Raw genomic sequence first — 14,991 nt, forward strand, 5'->3', positions numbered from 1 at the left:
GAAGTAAATGCATTAGGGAAAAGACACCTACGTCCGACATAGCTCCGTTTGACGGCACAACCAAAAACCACCATATTAATGCTCGGTTTAGCTCGATCATGATCGTTTTAGCAGGATTTTAAGCATGACCTCGACACTTGAAACGTTTCCTGGAGAACGCCAGCAACTTATTCAAGACCGCCTGGGAAGGTATGGGCGTGTGATTGCAACCGATCTGGCGAGTGAGTTCGGTGTATCCGAGCACTCTATACGACGCGATCTAAGTGCCTTAGCGGCTGCTGGGCTTTGTAAGCGCGTCTACGGCGGGGCAATCCTGATGCGTGAATCGGAGGATCCTATGGATATCCGGGTACTTCAGGACTCGTCGCGCAAGAATAGACTTGGTAAGACCGCCGCCTCATTTTTGACCTCAGGACAACATGTGTTCATTGATGCGGGCTCAACAAATATGGCGATCGCCAGTGCGATTGATCCACAGTTGCAACTGACCGTTACCACCAACTCGCCATTAATTGCAGTGCAATTGATGAGACTGCCAGGCGCCGAGGTCATTCTGTTGGGGGGCCGTCTGAATCCGATGACGGGAGGCGTGACGGGGTTAAGATCAGTCCAGCAATTACAGCATTTTAACTTTGACTGTTGCTTTATCGGAGCCTGCGCTATCGACCCTGACAATGGCGTGACGGCATTCGAATTGGAGGACGCCGACTTCAAACGCGCGGTCATCGCGGCGAGCGGCCAGCTGGTTATCGCTGCGACCAATGAGAAGCTCTCTAGCGTCGCGCATTATCAAGTGGCGGAGTGTGGTGAGGTCGCAGCCCTAGTGGTTGAACATGATGCTCCACGAGAAAGGCTGGAGCCTTTCTTTACACAGATTTCCAATGTCGTCATGGCACGCTGAAATTGCCAGCTACCAGCACAATGAAGCGTCGGTGCCGAACTGACTGTAAAAGCTTAAAGGCTCAAGGCCTTACTACCTTCCATGGATGCTTAATCCATTTTTCCTGAAAAAACTCGATGAAAACTCGGATGCGAGGACTCAGATGCTTACGGTCTGAATAAAGGAGGTAAATAGGCTCCAAGATCTCTGCTTTATACTCGTCAAGCAGAAGCACCAGAGAACCATCTTGAATGTCTTTTCCAATGTGGAAATCTGCAAGGCGGACTATACCCGCGCCTGATTTGGCCATGTCCCTCAGCAGTTCGCCTTGGGTAAACGATCCTCGGGGCTTCACAGGGGTCGTCACACCCAGACCGTCCTGGATAAAGGCCCATTTGTTCCAAGGGCTGGCAAAACTGAAATTAAAGCATCGATGATTCATCAGGTCTTTTGGCTGCTGCGGTGTTCCATACTTTTCCAAGTAGTCAGGTGAGGCACACAGCAACCATTCACACTCGCCGATTTTCTTCGCGATTCTGGAAGAGCTCGGAAGAATCCCGCTATGGATGGCTATGTCCAATCCCTGCTCGAACTGGTCAACGAACTGAGCGCCTAACTGAATCTCGACATCAAGACCGGGATATGTGTCGAGGAATTCCGGCAACCAAGGCACGATCTGATGCTTCGCAAAAGAGGTCATCGTGTGGATGCGAAGCGTGCCACTGACCCTTGAAGGAAGCCCTTCTGCCAGAGAGTCAGCTTCACTCATCGCCTCAACCACAGCTTTCGCACTGCGCAGATAAGCAGCCCCCTCCTCCGTCAGAGTGAGGACTCGGGAACCCCTCTGGAACAGTCGAACCCGAAGCCGATCCTCTAGCCGCGCTATCAATTTACTGATGGCCGACGGAGTCATCTCATGCGCCCTGGCGGCAGCAGAAAAACTTCCGCACTCTGTTGACCAGATGAAGGCTAGCATTTGGGAGTATTGATCCATTTCGGTACGCTCCTTACGCGACTGAATCTACCTGTTTATCTACACAAAAAAACGCGCCGTAGCGCGTTCTTTTTTGAACCAAAATCAGCGAATGAACTGCTCGATATAATCGTCCGGCAAGCCCAAATTTTTGTAATGGCTGCGGGCAGCTTCCAGCTTGGTGAAAACGTCTTCATAGCCAACCGCGACACCCTGTGGGTCGACGTAAGTGTAGCCACCCTGAACGTGGAACCAAGTAATCATTTCTTCGACATCTTCAGGGACGAACAGAGTGTGAGTCTCCCCTGGCGGCTCGAATGCAAAGGAGCCTTCATCAGCAACCCAATCGTGTTCGAGGTAGTACCAACGCCCCTTCAACACGATCGCATGCACTGCACCTGAGTGGCGGTGACGAGACAAAACCCCGCTCTGCCGCACTCGGAGCAAGTTGATGTAGTACCCACCGCTAACGCTCAGCAGCAGTGGTTTGAAAGATACTGACTTGGTGACAGGCACCCAGAGATTATCGTCTTCGAGCCAAGTGGTCATAACGCCTGGATGCACCATGTCTGGAGACATGAAAGGCACCTGCGGCAAAGCATAAGGAATGGCAAGTTCATCAGGTTTAACGGGCGTATTCATTATAATTTCTCTCAACGTGTGACTGGCGAGCGAGCCAGGATTTCAATCGCTGAGTGAGAGTAGGTGATGCTCTCGCACAGGAGAATACTCAGAAATTCACACCATCTGTGACCACTCGTCACAGCGCGTAAGACTCATCCCGTTGAAGGCCGCGTCTCATCTAAGACGCCTACTGCGGACGAGTTCAAGCGATTGACCCAGCAGATTTTTCATTGAGTGAATAGCGGCCACCAGTGGATCGCGCCCCATCAGAGGGGACACATTTTCCCCAATACCTTCACTACCATGCAGACCTGTTCATCTGAAAGCCGCTTACACAGTAGTAATCGGCTTTAAATAATGAGGTTTAGCAATGACTTCTATCAGCCCTTCCCTTGAGCTCAGTCCCGAACTTGCAGCTCACCCGGCTTATTCGCGAGTGTTCCAGCCCGAAGGCCTCACCTTCGGATACATCATGCCCTTGGAGGGCTATCCGAATTCACCGTTTCCCACGCTGCAGGATCATCAACGCCTTGCTCGCATCGCGGACGAGGCTGGATTCGCAAGTCTGTGGATGAGAGATGTGCCCTTCTATGACCCGAGCTTTGGTGATACTGGTCAAATGATCGACCCGTTTGTATATCTGGGATATCTGGCTGCTGTTACCAAAAACATTGCCTTGGGCACAACGGGCATCGTTCTTCCGTTACGTGAACCACTGATCGTCGCTAAGCAGTCCGTTTCGGTCGACCAGCTAACCGGCGGTCGTTTCTTGCTAGGACTATCCAGCGGAGATCGCCCGATTGAATATCCCGCATTCGGGATTGATTTCGAAGCGAGAGAAGAACGATACCGGGAAGGCTTCGAGCTGATTAAGACAGTCACTGAAAACAGCTTCCCAAGCGTCTCAACCAAACTTTTCGGCCAGCTGGAAGGCTTGCTAGACATGGTACCCAAGCCAGTTGGCCCTCGACTCCCCATGATTGTCGTGGGCCGGGCCCGTCAGACGCTTGAGTGGATAGCCAATAATGCCGATGCATGGATTTGGCATCTGAGCGACTTCAATCGTTTGCCCGGCCTCATCCGCGAGTTCCGTTCTGCCAGCCAGACCGGCAATGCAAAACCATACGGCTACGCGACATTTTTCGATCTGGCGAAGGATCCGAACACACCGCTGGAACGCGGCTACAACGGAATAAGGATCGGGCGTAATGCTCTCGTGGAGCTCTGGAAACGGCAACAGGATGAAGGTGTTTCACACGTCGCACTGAATATCAAACCTCTGCAGCGACCAGCCGCTGATGTCCTGGAGGAGATGGCTGAGTATGTCCTGCCACACTTTCCCATAGGCCAACCTGCCTCGCAGGTGACCCAGTGACCGGCTCAAGTGATCGCACCGACATTAAGGGCGTTATAGCCACCTTTCTGGAAGCCTGGGAGAGCGGTAATTGGGAGTCTGCTGGGGATATATTCACTGACAATTGCCAGTTGGTGACAAGCCACATGTCCGCTCATGAGGGTGGACGCAAGATTGTCAGAGCTTTCCAGCAAGACCGTGCCAAGGCTGATGGCTTTTCAGTGAAGGCAACCAATCACTATGTGGGAGGTGGAGAAACCGACGCCACTTTCAGTTTCTACGCCTATGGCCATATCAGCAAAGCCACAAAGTCGGCCAAGCTCGGATTTGGAATGACTGTCACGGGCTCTCTGAAAAAGACAGCAGGCACCTGGCACCTCGACAGCGTGCTTATTGCCTTGAATTGGGTAACCGGGGACTACTCGCTTGCAACTCACTGGCAGCTTCCACCAGGTGACGACGGATGGAGGATTGGCGATCCCGCTCCGACCATCGTGAGCGAACTGAACGCGCCATGGCTTGCGTTCCCAAGCTCAACGCCTTCGGTACCCAGCGAGGAGTGTATTGCTGAAACCTACGCTCGTTACTCATGGGCGCTGGATCAGGCTGACATGCAGCTACTTGCCCATTGCTTTGCCAACGACGCCGCTGGTGATTTCCAACCGATGGGCCTTATCGAAGGGCGCCACGCGATCATCGGCTCCTTCAAAGAGTTTCGCAGGCCCTGGCCGTGGATGCAGCATTTCGCGGACGTGCTGGAGATCAAGTCCGACGAGGAAAAGGGTGTAGCGGAAATGATTGTCGGCAGAGTCATTCCTGGAAACTCACACACGCAAGATGGCACGCCTCTCTATGGCGCGCATTACCGGATGCGGCTTCGTCGCAAACATGAGGGCTTCTGGCAGCTGACCTGGAGCGAGTACCGCCCAGGCTGGTTCAATGCCAATGCAGCACCAAGAGTTTAGTCCCTTCTTGGAAACGCTCTAGGGCCGTGGCGCCGTACTATCTCGGACGACGAGTTCGATTTGTATGCGCTCGCGGCGTGCAAGTGGGCGCCCCTCGATCAGCGCAACGATGTTGTTGGCGCTGCTGATACCAATTTTCGAAGTCGGCACCCTGACGGTCGTCAGGGCTGGCACGTAGGCAGCCGCGAACTCGATATCATCGAACCCGCTGACTGATAGTTCTTTGGGGACGTCGATCCCATTGGAGCGCGCTTCCGCCAACGCTCCGATACAGGTGAGGTCAGTGCTGCAGACAATGGCTGTAGGCTTGGGGTTAAGCTCCATAGCAATCCGCAGCCCGGCGCGCCCTCCCTCAATCGTGAATGGCTGCTCAATTATCCGTTCACTTGAAAGCTCTATCCCTGACTCGAGTAGCTGAGCGGTGATTCCTTTCAGACGGTATTTTGCCCGTTCGTTGTTAGAAACAACTCCACTGATCATGGCGATACTTTGATGACCAAGGCTAAGCAAGTGCTTGGCTATCAATCGACCACCCTCCTCATTGCTGAACCCCACGCAGTGATGGTCGTGAGCACCATCTAGCGACCACATGAGAATGAATGGGCATTGGGCGGCAGTTAGTGCTTCATAAATTTCAGGACTATGTTCAGTACCCACTAACAGTAGGCCTTCGACGCCCCGCTCAATCATGTTCCTTACGTTTACCAGTTCTTGCGCCTGGTCGTATTCATGGGAAGAAATGATTAGGTGATACCCAAGCTCCGTTAGCCTTAACTGGAGGGCCTGGACAGCTTCAGCGAACGCAGGGTTGTTAAAAGTAGGAAAAACGGCTCCGATGCTGTGCGTGCGCCTAGATGCCAAAGCACGCGCGGCCCCGTCTCGCACGTACCCGAGCTCTTGAACAGCTGCTTGTACTTTGGCCAGCGTTGCAGGTTTCACTAAGTGCGGGACAGCCAATGCTCTTGAAGCACTCCCCATCGAGACGCCCGCCAATTCAGCCACATCCTTGAGCTTCGGTTTCTCGATTTTTTTCATTGGAGATTCAGCATCCTCGATCGTAGCGCGGAGACAGGACGATCAGAAGAACGCCCTCGATTTGCGCAGAGGATGATAAGCCAACAGCCCGCCGTTCGGGAGCCGTTAATTGGAGGGAAAAACCTGAGAGCGGCGTTTCTGCTGCCCCCAGGCAAAAACACTTATTTAATGACGATCGGATTCACAGGAGCTCCGGTTCCGCCAACGACCTTTAGAGGGGCTGCGGTATAGAGAAACGTCCACTGACCGTCCTCAGCGCAGTCCTCAGCGAGAGGATCAAGCTGAGCGATCTCAGTGAGAGTGATGCCCAAGTTCCTCATGAGTGCATTGTGCAACGGCAACGCAACCCCTGACACGGGATCGACGGTGACTTCGTTAGCAATGGTGTCGGTAACGATGTTCGGAATTTCCATCTCCTGAAACCACTTCACCAGCTCAGGGCTGTAGGTCAGGCCTGGCTCGATAAAGTCTTTGTAGAACTCTTCCGGGTCGCGTTTATAAAACGAGCCGATCCATCCAGTGCGGATGATGAGAATGTCGCGCTTGTTGATAGAGACGCCTTGAGCCCGGGCCGCAGCCATTAAATCCTCATGGTTGAACGTTTCACCTGCATCCAGCACGTCTTTACCACGGTGGCGCGCTATGTCGATCAGAATGCCTCGGCCAACGATGCCTTTTTCACCCAATGGAGCAACGCTCGCCTTGGCCAGGGAACCGATAGTGGTATCGGCGCTGTAGCCATTCCAAATCTGATCGTCGTACCAGACATGCCCAAGGGCGTCGTACTGAGTTGACCCTTGAAGATGAAAAAACATCACGTCGTCGGCGAACTCGTAAGAGCCCGGAAAATGTGGGCCTTTGCCACAGTTGTAGTGACCACGATCCATGATATTCATGCGTTTTGACTGGGAGCGACCAGGCCAGACCGGGTCACCAGCAGGATCTGCCATGCGTACCTGCAAAGTAAATGTCTTGCCTTGCTTGACCTCTTTGACCCCTTGGAGAACTTCGATACCTGTAAGGTAGTTGAGTGAGCCTACCTCATCATCCGGGCCCCACTTACCCCAGTTCTTAGGGGAGTCTTTGAGCAAGTCATGAATATGCGGAACGGTCTTGTCTGTCATTTTCTGAGCCTCTTTTATTCTTGGATTAGCTGTGCTGCATTTAGCGGTTAGTTGAAACGTTCAAATCGTTGTCCCAGCTCGTCGGCACGAGCGAGTCCTCGGATGAGTCGTTCAGCCGTAAGGGCTGGCGCCATATTTTTCGCGTACACCGCACCCAGGGTTGCCTGGACGACAATGTCCAATTCCTCAGAGGTAAACGCAGAGGTCTGGCCAAGGCCGTCAAGGGTGGCGGGAAGATTCACATCATTCAGAAGCTGAGCGACCTCTAGGATCTCTGAGTCTGGGCGCTCTTCGACGGACATCTGCACCAGCGTCCCGAATGCGACAAGCTCACCATGCAGCATGGAAGTAATCGCAGGAATTGACGTAAGACCTCGCACAAGCGCATGGGCTAACGACAAGCCGCCACTCTCGAACCCAACGCCACTGATAAGGACGGTTCCTTCAACAACCCGCTCGACATCATCATTAACCTCGTGCCGGCCTACTGCTTGGTAAGCGCTGTACCCGTAGGTCATAAGCGTCTTAAACACTGCCTCTGTTAGCAGCAATGCAGTGTTCAACGCTGGAGTACCAAATGAGTTATTGCCTCCGGCAGACTGACATTGTTGCGCCTCAAACTTTTTACTGATGGCGTCGCCGATGCCTGCGGCGAAAAACCTTGCAGGCGCACGGACAATCACTTCGGTGTCCACGACTACTGCAGAGGGGTTCATGTTCAGGTACTCGACACCAACGACCTTGTGCGCTTCGTCGTAAAGCACAATCAAACGGCTGGTTGGGGCGTCGCTGGAAGCAATGGTCGGGCATACGACAATGGGGACGTTAAGCTGAGCTGCCATCCCTTTAGCCGTGTCAATTGTCTTACCCCCGCCCAAAGCGATGATGGTGTCTGGCCTGTAATCTGCTGATCGCTCACAGAGAGACGCAATTGCAGCTTTAGTGCATTCACCAGGAAAAACGATACTGTTCGCCTCGAAGCCATGCTCTGACAATGCGTTCCCTACCTCAGGCCACAGATGCTTCGAGACGAACTCGTCGCACAAGACCAAAGGGCGCGATTGCCCCATATCGGAAAGGATTCTGCCAAGCTGTTTTAGCGCGCCAGGCCCTTGCTCGTATCGGCCAGGAAAACCCATTGTTCGAACCATGCCACCACCCGCTGCTTAAAAAAACCGTGAGATAAATCGTTACGTTGAATACGAGCCCGGATGGATCAGCGCATCAACCAGCCACCCGCCACATCCAAAACTTGGCCCGTGATGAAGTCGCTGTCGTTTGAAGTCAAAAAGCATGCTGCTTTAGCTACCTCAAGTGGCGTTCCAAGACGGCCCAACGGAGTCTCATCAACGACTGCCTGGTTCGCCTGCGCAGAAACGGTTTTAAGAAGCGGCGTTTCGATTCGTCCCGGAGCCAGTGCGTTTGCAGTAATGCCATAGGGCCCGAGCTCGCCTGCCAGGTGACGGGTAAAACCGATAATCGCGGCTTTAGTAGCGCTGTAATGCGCCGCGACAATAGGCAAATAGGCGCTACCGGCGACGGAAGACATGTTCACGATTCTTCCAAAGCCGCGCTCAACCATTCCCGGCGCGATTGCCCTAACCAGGTTGAACGAGCCAGTGAGGTTGATGCCGACGACCCTTTCCCATTCCAGAGGATCCATTTCCCAAATCGGTGCGGGTGCGCCCTGATGTTTGGGTGACACGCCTGCATTGTTGATCAAGGTGTCGATCGGGCCGAGCTGCTCACTAAGCTCAAGACAGGCTCGACTGCATTGAGCGAAATCTGATACGTCAGCTTTAGCCCAAGCCACCAAATGTCCGGCAGCACTGAGTTGCCGGGAAAGCTCGGAAACTGACTGTTCGTCGAAATCTACCAAGGCAACCCGCGCGCCCTCCTCGCAGTACAGCCGTGCAATTGAGGCACCGATGCCCCCTCCTGCCCCGGTAATGAGAACTGTGCGTCCTGAATGTCGAAGATTCGTCATGCCAAATTCCCCGCGCTGAAAAAACAGAAACAAGAGGCGGTGATGCTCAAACGCGTCCGATGCCGCACTGGCTGACCGAAAATTTTGGACTCATTTAGGCGGGTGGTTTTAGGAGATTTGCGTGGCGAAGCCAGTGCCCCCGTGCCGGAGCGGTCTGTGACTTTAGGTAAGAGAGTGGCGAGGGCAGCCTGCGTCGTTGACCGAGCGAAGGCTAATGATGCAGTGATCATTATGATCTCCAGACTTGCCTAGGAAAACGGCAAATATGAATCGTTTCATTCTCACAGCCTGCGGACCTAAGCCAACAAAATCTGTGGTTTTTTCACGACTCTATTTTTGTATTTATTCTCGAAAGAGATATTTATGAAGCGCTTCATTTTTATTCGGATATTTGACCGCTGTCAAGCGGTCTGCATGGTCACTTCCCCAGCAAGGAGCGCCAGTAGTTCCGACGAAACGCAGTCATGAGCATCTGCGCCAATCATATTGAGGATGTGGAAAACACCGGCGCACTAAGCCTATGAGGCACCAGCTCCTTTGGCAGATGCACGGAATACGGGCGCAGTGCCCACGCCTGGAAGTCGGTGCTCAAGTGAAATGAATACGCGATGCATATGTTGGGTATCGACTAGTCGTGCGGGCTTCACTCACGGGTCAGGCAGAATGAATGCCTTCCGCAGAATGCTGATCCCATGGTGGGCATGGTGACCAAGCCTCCACGAGCTTATCGATGAAGAGTCGAATTTTTGGAGAGAGGTGCCGCTTGCTAGGGTAGATCACCCGAATAGGCTCTGCGGCCTCTGCATACCCAGCGAGCAATTGAACAAGCTTGCCGCTCCTCAAATCGTCGTTCACCACGTAGGAAGGAAGAGTCGCGATGCCCAGGCCAGCTACAGCTGACTGGTGTAATGACTCAGCACTGTCCATCTGTAGCCTTCCACCATGAGTAACGGACACAGAGCTACCATTCACGCGAAAATTCCAAGGAAGCAATCTCCCACCGCTCACGAAATGCAGGCACTGGTGCTCGGATAAATCCTCCGGCGTTTTAGGCTCGGCATGCTCAGCCAAATATTTGGGGGAAGCGCAGGTAATCATTTGTTGGTAGGCCACAGTGCGCGTTAACAACCGAGAATCTTCCTTCGGTGGCCCGATGCGCATGGCCAAATCAAATCCCTCATCGATCAGATCGACCAGCCTGTCAGAAAAGGTGATATCCACACTCAGGGAGGGCCAATCCTTAAGGCAGCACTCAATGTGCTGAAGGACATGAAGTCTGCCCAGCGCAACCGGCAGACTCATCCGCAGTCGCCCACTGGGTGTCGAACGACGAAACGCAAGGGCATCCTCCACGTCGTCCAGATCCTGAAGAACGCCCACACAGCGCTCATACAGAACCTGGCCGTCATCCGTCATGCTTAAACTGCGCGTAGTGCGATTCAGTAAACGTACCTGTAAACGAGCCTCGAGCCTGACTATCGACTTCCCCACTGCAGAGCGCGTAAGGCCAAGCTGTTTTGCCGCCGCAGTGAAGCTTCCAGCGTTTACCGAGCTCACAAACGCGGCAATATCATTCAGGTTATGGAGTTCCATAGGGCCTCGGTGGTCTCAACGTTCGGGCGGCTTAGCACCTGTTATGGGGAACCCTATTCCCCAATACTAAGCATAGTATCTCAATTAGCTAATCCACTCCCAACGATCAATTGAGGTCATTATGAACACTAAAGTCCAAGCAGCCGTCCAAACCTGGGCCAATAGCCTTAGCGATCTGGTACCCGTTCTTAAGGGAATCGATACCACCACAAAAATGAGCGACATCCGCGACTCTTACGCAAAAATGCTCGCGCAAAATCCAGCGCCAGCTGGCGTTAAATTCGAAGCAGTCGACATGGGTGGCGTACCAGGCACACTGGTTACTCCGGACGAGATCAAAACCGACGCGGTCGTGATGTACATCCACGGCGGCGCCTACATTGTAGGACGTCCAGACGGCTACCACGGTATCGGCGGCAACTACGCGAAAATGCTCGGTGCTCGTGTGTACATGCCGGACTACCGCCTCGCTCCTGAGCACAAGTTCCCAGCATCAATTGACGACACATTGCGCGCTTACGAATGGTTGCTTGAGCAGAAAATCCCGGCTAACAAAATTGCGTTCTCTGGCGAGTCGGCTGGCGGCGCAATGGTCGTCAGCGTCATGGTCGCGGCTAAATCGAAAGGGCTTCCATTGCCTGCGGTTGGCTCCTCCATCTCACCATGGGCGAACCTTGAACACACCGGTGCTTCCATGAGCAACCGTGAAGGTCTGGATCCTCTGAACTCCAAGCCTGTCTTGGACATCCTCGCCAGAGCATTCCTAGGCGACACATTGGCCAATCATCCTCTGGCCTCACCTGTGTTCGCGGACGTCACCGGTCTTCCACCAATCTTGGTGCAGATCGGCGAGAACGAGCTGATGTTGAGTGATGCAATGCGCCTTGCAACTCACCTGGCTGATAACCGGGTTCGCGTGAACCTGGAAGTATGGCCTGCGATGTTCCACGCCTGGCACTTCTACGCCACCATGCTGCCAGAAGGTCAGCAGGCTATGGAAAGTTCCGTTCGCTTCATCGAGGCTGGCTTGGCCAACGCTAACCGCTAAAACGCAGAACAACCGCGATGGCTTTTCCTGCTGTCGCGGTTTTACTAATGCTGTTCCACAAAAGCTTCATCAGGCTAATAAAAAACCTGAGCAAGCGCCCTGCCCAACTCTTGTCACTTACCCCCCCTTCTTGGCAGGTCATGTCCACTGAACTCAGAACATGGTTTTTCCGGTGACACGAGACCGCAGCACGATCAATCCCCGAGTCTACCCCGTCGTGCGCCACCTTAGAGCATCATCCGCATCACGGCGCGACCAGGCACCATGGAATGAATCGCAAGCAGTTTCTCGAGCAACCGGACATGCTCGGCCTCATCGAGTGGCTAATCGAAAACCTTCCCACTCTTCCAGTACATCTGAAGGTCGCGCGCAGTAGGCTCGTGCGCAACGCGATCGACTGCAAGGTTCAACCTATCGAAGCGGCGAATACCAGTGGGGCGGGAATTGGGAGACGGTCAAGGCGGAGCTGCGCCGGCTGCGCATTCGCTTGCGTTTGGCGGTTCGCGCCCGCGATGAGTTCGCCACGCATGGAGCCTGCGAAGCGATCCTAGCGTGGGGAAAAGTCGATGGCGCCGTCGGATTCCTCAAGAATCAAATGCACGACAAGAACTTGATGAATTACCTAAAGCAGTGCCAGGCGCTTCTCGCGCTGGACCGCAAGCAGCAGCTCAACCACCTCACCAAGCAGAACATCCTAAGATTCGACTCGGGCATGACTAAGATCCATGCCCTGCTCGACACCACTGGCTCTCCAATCTATGACGGCCGGGTCGGTGCCGCCATCGCGCTGCTCTACTGCCTGTAACGCCAAGGCACCGGCACCACTGCGCCGCAGGTAGTGGACTTCGCCTGGGGGCCAGGGATCGGCGACCAGATTCGAAACCCAAAACACTTAATGCTTGGCTACAACGGTACACCGCAACTCTCCACCACCAGTCACCACCTTTGGGCACGGCGCCAGCTCCAATTAGGTTGGATCATCCGCGCGGTACTAGAAGGGTCCGAACTATTCGCCAAGCAGCCTCAGCTGGTAGACCGCTGCCACGCCTTTGAAGCTGGATTATTCATGATGGGCTATGACCTACGCAGTCTAGTCCCCGACGGCTATACGATCCCAGTGCCGCCCAAGCCTAACTACCGGGTACGCAGGATGACCCGAGCGACCTGAGATAAACAAGCTGATGGTTGACCCGTATGTAGTTCTCAATAAGCAGGAAAATAGTCTTAAACACTCAAAAACGTCAGGACCGAAGAGAAAGACCAAACAACATTGGTAAAGAGACCACGCGTGAGCGCCAAAGCCTGCGTCCGCCCACGCGGAAGCCGTGAGGATTCCACCCAGAGCCGGTGGTTTTGTGGGGGTAAAAACGACCAAACATAAAAAAGGGTCGCGAGATAAAATCTCGCAACCCCTTGAATTATATGGTCGGGACGGAGTGATTCGAACACTCGCCCCCTAGCACCCCATCTCCTTTTTCATACTTCTTGAAAGCTTCCAAAATTTTACTCTGGATTTTTTAAAGCGAGTATTTACTTGAACTCCAGCGGTGTTCTGCTCTACGAGAGTCCAGTAACGTCCATCAAGAGCCGACGTTTTTGTGGGGGTAAAAGTAGGGGGAGTCCATTTCATGGCCAAAATCACCATCAAGGAACTCAAGTCGCTGACCGCCAACGATGCCGGCCGCATCCTCCGGGAGGACGGCAATCTGGCCGGTCGAATCTCTGTGCGCAAGGACGGCGTGTCGGTCAGCTTTTTCTATCGTTTTCGCTGGGGCGACCAGAACAAAGAGTACGCCTGCGGCGTCCTGGCCACGCAAATCCCTGACGGACATCCGCAAGGCCCGCAACCAGGCTCGAGCGCTCATTGATGAGCAGATCAATCCCAACGAGCAAACGAAAACAGCCAAGGCACAGGCATACGCCACTACTAAGGTAGAGGCCGGACAAGTAAAGACGTCAATGGATACGTCCTGGTGTTCATTGTGCATCAACCGCCTTGCTTCATTCAGTCGCAGCCATTTTTGGTACTGCAGAGGGCTCATTCCGGCGAGTTGACGGAAGTGGTGGTGAAAGGTCGGAGTGCTCATCTGCACACAGGCCGCAAGTTCATCGACGCGAAGCGCCGAAGCATGTCTTGCGGTTTCGGTGGAAGTTACGCTCTGAAATTGGACGTAGCCATGCATTGAGCGGTGAAAACACCTTTTTTGCGCGCTGCCACATCAAATCTGAGCCCTGAACCTTCTGCGCAAAACACGAATTTCAATCTCAGACGCGCACTTTTTTGCAGTGGAAACCGAAGCCAACTTTTTCCACAGAATCGACCAAGAGCAGTCATCCAGCGATGGCAATGTTGATTAGTGGGGGCTATGGAGTTTGTGGCACCAACCTCGACATAGCCCATCGGCTACATGGTTCAAAAACCGTAGCCGTTCTCTAGTATCAGGACGCTGAATTGATTGTGCCAATGGCGTTAACCATGCGGTTGAGCGGCTGCCACTCAGTAGAACAGCAGGGGATGTTCTAGGGGGGTAAGCAGCAGCTTTTCAAGGCTCAGTGCGGCATCTTCGGGATAGAGGGTGTTGATGCTGAGCCTAGGTTCGGTCATGTAGGCCGCCGGGCCAAGTGCGCCAACCATCTGGCTGACACTATAGAAGCCCCTGACCATTCCCTGATGCTGAATTTTGACTTTGAAGCTGGCTCTGGGCTCGAGTCTGGAGGCGCGTATTTTCCAGTCAGTTGGAACGTTGGGGTAGTCAAGAATGCGCTTCAGGGTCTGATTTTCCTGATCGCTGCCGTTGAGCATGACATGCTGCTTGAACGCCATGATCACCAACGACAATGCGTCTTGCCATTCCTCGCTCAGCGCGCCATCGCTGCCGTCGTTGAACAGAAAGTCATACAAGTTGACAGTTTGCCTGAGCCGCTCGGTATCGACTTTGTCCTGATAGAAGCCTACCCAGGCCTTGTTGACCATCAGGATATTGCCCGCGCCATCAGTCAGGGTGGATGGATACGGATCCAGTGTCTGCAATGTTCTGAGCATTGCAGACCTTAACCACTTGAGATCCGGGCTGTGAAAGTCCTGCGCTATTTCATTGGTCGCGTAGCCCGCAGCAATGCGCAGATGGCTGCGATCCCTGCGGCCAAGCTTTAGCGCGTCCGCGATTTGGTCGGTCAGCACCTCACTTGGCTTGCTTATCCCGTTTTCCAGGCGACTGACATGTCGAGTCGAGGTGCCGACCATTTCGGCCAGTTGCTCCTGGCTCAGCCCGAAGACTCCGCGCCAGAACCTGAGAAAGTCAGCAAAGCGCTGTAAGTGTTGTGTCTCGGCCATGTCCATTGTTGCGAGAAATCTCTTCTATCAGACATCCCATGTCGTGGTGACTGGGGCCGGCCTCGGCAAAATGG

13 protein-coding genes and 2 pseudogenes are annotated in these 14,991 nt (G+C 53.8%); 6 read left to right on the forward strand and 9 right to left on the reverse strand.

The features are described from left to right. Nucleotides 1-124 precede the first annotated feature (124 nt). Nucleotides 125-901 (forward strand): DeoR/GlpR family DNA-binding transcription regulator, encoded by a 777-nt coding sequence (locus ACZYR5_RS11185; RefSeq protein ID WP_150694413.1) that lies wholly within the window; start codon nucleotides 125-127, stop codon nucleotides 899-901. Nucleotides 902-962: 61 nt separating this feature from the next. Here ACZYR5_RS11185 and ACZYR5_RS11190 read toward each other — a convergent pair whose 3' ends face one another. Both ACZYR5_RS11190 and ACZYR5_RS11195 read right to left on the reverse strand, forming a co-directional pair. Beyond that, the gene (locus ACZYR5_RS11190; RefSeq protein WP_401042743.1) at nucleotides 963-1,874 is read right to left on the reverse strand and encodes a LysR family transcriptional regulator; all 912 of its coding nucleotides are present in this window, start codon (nucleotides 1,872-1,874) and stop codon (nucleotides 963-965) included. Nucleotides 1,875-1,958: 84 nt separating this feature from the next. Beyond that, nucleotides 1,959-2,495 carry a 2,4'-dihydroxyacetophenone dioxygenase family protein gene (locus tag ACZYR5_RS11195; RefSeq protein ID WP_007913179.1) on the reverse strand — a complete coding sequence of 179 codons (537 nt, stop codon included), beginning with the start codon at nucleotides 2,493-2,495 and terminating at the stop codon, nucleotides 1,959-1,961. Between the two features lie 352 nt (nucleotides 2,496-2,847). Between ACZYR5_RS11195 and ACZYR5_RS11200 the strand changes: the two genes are divergently transcribed. Further along, nucleotides 2,848-3,852, forward strand: coding sequence for an LLM class oxidoreductase (locus tag ACZYR5_RS11200; protein ID WP_401042744.1), 1,005 nt, complete (start codon nucleotides 2,848-2,850; stop codon nucleotides 3,850-3,852). Next, a complete protein-coding gene (locus tag ACZYR5_RS11205; RefSeq protein WP_489089803.1) occupies nucleotides 3,849-4,796 on the forward strand; it encodes a nuclear transport factor 2 family protein in 948 nt (315 codons plus the stop codon). Before ACZYR5_RS11200 ends, ACZYR5_RS11205 begins: the two co-directional genes overlap by 4 nt. A gap of 18 nt (nucleotides 4,797-4,814) precedes the next feature. On the opposite strand, the gene ACZYR5_RS11210 is transcribed toward ACZYR5_RS11205, so the two are convergent. From ACZYR5_RS11210 to ACZYR5_RS11230, 5 genes are all read right to left on the reverse strand, one after another. Beyond that, nucleotides 4,815-5,831 (reverse strand): LacI family DNA-binding transcriptional regulator, encoded by a 1,017-nt coding sequence (locus ACZYR5_RS11210; protein ID WP_007913182.1) that lies wholly within the window; start codon nucleotides 5,829-5,831, stop codon nucleotides 4,815-4,817. Nucleotides 5,832-5,992: 161 nt separating this feature from the next. Beyond that, nucleotides 5,993-6,955, reverse strand: coding sequence for a cyclase family protein (locus ACZYR5_RS11215; protein ID WP_027620510.1), 963 nt, complete (start codon nucleotides 6,953-6,955; stop codon nucleotides 5,993-5,995). Between the two features lie 47 nt (nucleotides 6,956-7,002). Beyond that, entirely contained in the window at nucleotides 7,003-8,094 is a 1,092-nt protein-coding gene (locus ACZYR5_RS11220) for a glycerol dehydrogenase (RefSeq protein WP_489089802.1), read from the reverse strand. A gap of 77 nt (nucleotides 8,095-8,171) precedes the next feature. Further along, a complete protein-coding gene (locus tag ACZYR5_RS11225) occupies nucleotides 8,172-8,942 on the reverse strand; it encodes an SDR family oxidoreductase (protein WP_212625036.1) in 771 nt (256 codons plus the stop codon). Between the two features lie 654 nt (nucleotides 8,943-9,596). Beyond that, nucleotides 9,597-10,535: a LysR family transcriptional regulator gene (locus ACZYR5_RS11230; protein WP_122597435.1), complete on the reverse strand. Its 939-nt coding sequence runs from the start codon at nucleotides 10,533-10,535 to the stop codon at nucleotides 9,597-9,599. Nucleotides 10,536-10,656: 121 nt separating this feature from the next. On the opposite strand from ACZYR5_RS11230, the gene ACZYR5_RS11235 reads away from it, so the two are divergent. The 3 genes and pseudogenes from ACZYR5_RS11235 to ACZYR5_RS11245 all read left to right on the forward strand — a co-directional run. Beyond that, a complete protein-coding gene (locus tag ACZYR5_RS11235) occupies nucleotides 10,657-11,583 on the forward strand; it encodes an alpha/beta hydrolase (protein ID WP_212625037.1) in 927 nt (308 codons plus the stop codon). A gap of 595 nt (nucleotides 11,584-12,178) precedes the next feature. Beyond that, the gene (locus ACZYR5_RS11240) at nucleotides 12,179-12,388 is read left to right on the forward strand and encodes a hypothetical protein (protein ID WP_191625196.1); all 210 of its coding nucleotides are present in this window, start codon (nucleotides 12,179-12,181) and stop codon (nucleotides 12,386-12,388) included. An 823-nt stretch (nucleotides 12,389-13,211) separates the two neighbouring features. After that, a pseudogene (locus tag ACZYR5_RS11245) lies at nucleotides 13,212-13,542 on the forward strand (Arm DNA-binding domain-containing protein); the annotation flags it as partial. Between the two features lie 2 nt (nucleotides 13,543-13,544). On the opposite strand, the pseudogene ACZYR5_RS11250 reads toward ACZYR5_RS11245, so the two are convergent. Both ACZYR5_RS11250 and ACZYR5_RS11255 read right to left on the reverse strand, forming a co-directional pair. Beyond that, nucleotides 13,545-13,715: pseudogene (locus tag ACZYR5_RS11250) on the reverse strand (helix-turn-helix domain-containing protein); the annotation flags it as partial. A 365-nt stretch (nucleotides 13,716-14,080) separates the two neighbouring features. Beyond that, nucleotides 14,081-14,917 (reverse strand): helix-turn-helix domain-containing protein, encoded by an 837-nt coding sequence (locus tag ACZYR5_RS11255; RefSeq protein ID WP_489089801.1) that lies wholly within the window; start codon nucleotides 14,915-14,917, stop codon nucleotides 14,081-14,083. Nucleotides 14,918-14,991: the final 74 nt, after the last annotated feature.

Source organism: Pseudomonas sp. F007 (assembly GCF_057814275.1).

Bases quoted from the DNA above. Each gene is read 5' to 3' on its own strand.
- ACZYR5_RS11185 (WP_150694413.1), top strand. From the start codon at position 125: ATGACCTCGACACTTGAAACGTTTCCTGGAGAACGCCAGCAACTTATT.
- ACZYR5_RS11190 (WP_401042743.1), bottom strand. From the start codon at position 1,874: ATGGATCAATACTCCCAAATGCTAGCCTTCATCTGGTCAACAGAGTGC.
- ACZYR5_RS11195 (WP_007913179.1), bottom strand. From the start codon at position 2,495: ATGAATACGCCCGTTAAACCTGATGAACTTGCCATTCCTTATGCTTTG.
- ACZYR5_RS11200 (WP_401042744.1), top strand. From the start codon at position 2,848: ATGACTTCTATCAGCCCTTCCCTTGAGCTCAGTCCCGAACTTGCAGCT.
- ACZYR5_RS11210 (WP_007913182.1), bottom strand. From the start codon at position 5,831: ATGAAAAAAATCGAGAAACCGAAGCTCAAGGATGTGGCTGAATTGGCG.
- ACZYR5_RS11215 (WP_027620510.1), bottom strand. From the start codon at position 6,955: ATGACAGACAAGACCGTTCCGCATATTCATGACTTGCTCAAAGACTCC.
- ACZYR5_RS11220 (WP_489089802.1), bottom strand. From the start codon at position 8,094: ATGGGTTTTCCTGGCCGATACGAGCAAGGGCCTGGCGCGCTAAAACAG.
- ACZYR5_RS11225 (WP_212625036.1), bottom strand. From the start codon at position 8,942: ATGACGAATCTTCGACATTCAGGACGCACAGTTCTCATTACCGGGGCA.
- ACZYR5_RS11230 (WP_122597435.1), bottom strand. From the start codon at position 10,535: ATGGAACTCCATAACCTGAATGATATTGCCGCGTTTGTGAGCTCGGTA.
- ACZYR5_RS11235 (WP_212625037.1), top strand. From the start codon at position 10,657: ATGAACACTAAAGTCCAAGCAGCCGTCCAAACCTGGGCCAATAGCCTT.
- ACZYR5_RS11240 (WP_191625196.1), top strand. From the start codon at position 12,179: ATGCACGACAAGAACTTGATGAATTACCTAAAGCAGTGCCAGGCGCTT.
- ACZYR5_RS11255 (WP_489089801.1), bottom strand. From the start codon at position 14,917: ATGGCCGAGACACAACACTTACAGCGCTTTGCTGACTTTCTCAGGTTC.